The sequence below is a fragment of the Arthrobacter sp. LFS091 genome (assembly GCF_047977885.1).
Classification (GTDB): domain Bacteria; phylum Actinomycetota; class Actinomycetes; order Actinomycetales; family Micrococcaceae; genus Arthrobacter.
Genome location: NZ_JBFPFP010000021.1, coordinates 1 through 2,095 on the forward strand (window position 1 = coordinate 1; position 2,095 = coordinate 2,095).

The 2,095-nt window shown below is 52.8% G+C and carries 1 protein-coding gene; it reads right to left on the reverse strand.

Annotated features, from left to right (window positions below; genetic code table 11):
* On the reverse strand, positions 1-1,950 hold a 1,950-nt coding region (locus ACNQOP_RS20470), incomplete at its 3' end, for an MSCRAMM family protein (protein ID WP_416405569.1).
* Between the last annotated feature and the right edge of the window lie 145 nt (positions 1,951-2,095).

A 2,095-nucleotide genomic window follows, 5' to 3' on the forward strand; every position in this document is an offset into this window, starting at 1 on the left:
AGCAACAACCTCCCCACCGATTAGATACTCAACACCCGTCACGGCCGGGACAACATAGACGTCGTCCTTCGTACCGTCCTTATCCGTAAAGGTAACGGCAGCCGGGGTCACCACAAACGGAGTCGCCTTGAACGTTCCCGACCACGATGCCATTGCACCCGCGGCCAGAACATAACCCGTCAACGCACGGGCAGTCACCGTCACCGTCCCCGAACCCGGATACGTCCCCGCAGCAACAACCTTCCCACCAACCAGATACTCAACACCGGTCGTGGCCGGAACAACATAAACGTCGTCCTTCGTACCGTCCTTATCCGTAAACATCACAGCAGCAGGCATCACCCTCTGCTGGTAGGAGATCGGCTCTATCGTCACCGATTTTCCCGTTACGACGTGAAGGCTCTTCGCGTTCTCCAAGTTCCTAACGCCCGGATAGTGAAGAGCGTTTTCAGTGCCCGGACGCGCTGTGACCACATAATCTCCAGTAGAAAGACCCTCCAATGCGAAATGTCCATTGGATGCAGTCACTGTTGACCGGGGAAGCAAGATGCCGTTGGTATCAGCTGCCGTGACCAGGGTTTCCGACAGTCCAACACCCTGGGAATCGAGCAGAATACCCTCGATTGAGCCGCCTGGCACAAGGCTAGCGTTAATTCCTGAGGTGAAGGCTCCTTTTTTGACGGGAACTTTGGCGGCCGCATTGATGCCTTTCCATTCAGGGACGTCAGGATAGAACTGTCGTTCGGAAACTGCATTCGTATCTTCCGCGAACGAAACTGTGTACGCGCCCTCTTGAAGACCAGAGATGCTGTAACTACCGCTCTCATTGGCTGGTTCAGTCCTAATTATGTCCCCACTGAGGTTTAGAGCGGAGACCTGCACATTGCTGTAGCTTCGAACCTCTGAGCTGGATATAGTACCCCGAATGGTTCCACCGAGGTCGATAACCGAGTCGTCAAGCCACTTAGTTTCTTCAGGCCCTACATATATGGTCACTGCCTGGGTACGTTCACCACCACCGCCGTACCATCGGTCAACAAAAAAGTTGTTTTGATCGTAATCGGTGAAGTGAACCTCATAGCTTCCAGCCCTAAGGCCACCAATCGTGAAGGTTCCGTCGTCGTTCACGTCACCCGACGATGTCACGCCAACTTCGCCAGGTCGATGCGCTTGCGCATAGAACTTTGAGACGCTTACCCCGGGAGCAGACAGTAATCTTCCAGTGATAGAAGACGGCGGTTCAAGAGAAACATCCACCTTCAACTCTTGTCGGTCTACTAGCTTAACCAGGCTCGACCTCCACGTTTCACTGAAGGGGTAGGGCTCGCTAAGAGCCCCAGGGGCGTTACTTTCAAAGCGAATCCAATAACTACCTGGGTATATTCCGTCGACCACATAGGTACCGTCTTGGTTCAATGGCTTCTCATAGACAGTGAACTCTTTACCTGGTGACTCATCTTCGGAAATAGAAACGTAGACCTTTGTTGGATCAACGCCGGTGGGTAACAGAACCTTTCCACTCATCCTTGCACCGCGTATTAGCGCAAGTGGTAGAATACTTAGATTTTCTCGAGGACTAACGGTGAACCGAGCCCGCGTAGTCGAGTCATCTTCTTTCATATACCACTGAGCAAGGGTCTGCCTGGCATAGGAAACTATATATAGGTTGTAGTCTCCCGCGGGCAAGTTCAGGACCGTGAAGGTGCCATCATATCGGGGTTTTGCCGTCCCAGCACCAGACCGCCCATCGGCGGGATAGGCATAGATGGTCAGTTCTGTAAAGTCTTGGAGACTCTCATCCAACAGCTTTCCGGATATTGATCCTGCGTTTGAGTCGACCGCATTTGCCGCGGTTTCGTGGAATCCCAGCGTGCTGATTAGGATGGATAGAATTATCAGTCCTCGAAAGCAGCGGAATACGGATGTTTTTCTTAGAGTGCTAAGCCTCAAGTCGCTCCTCGTTAGTGGGCCATTTGTGTGCTCCCAACTGGCTCGGTACTACTTCCCGTATTTTTGGTTGTACCTGTACATGAACGCGGCCATCGCGTCACGGTTCACGGGTTGGAGTGGCCGGTAGGTTTTGGACCCGTTCGCT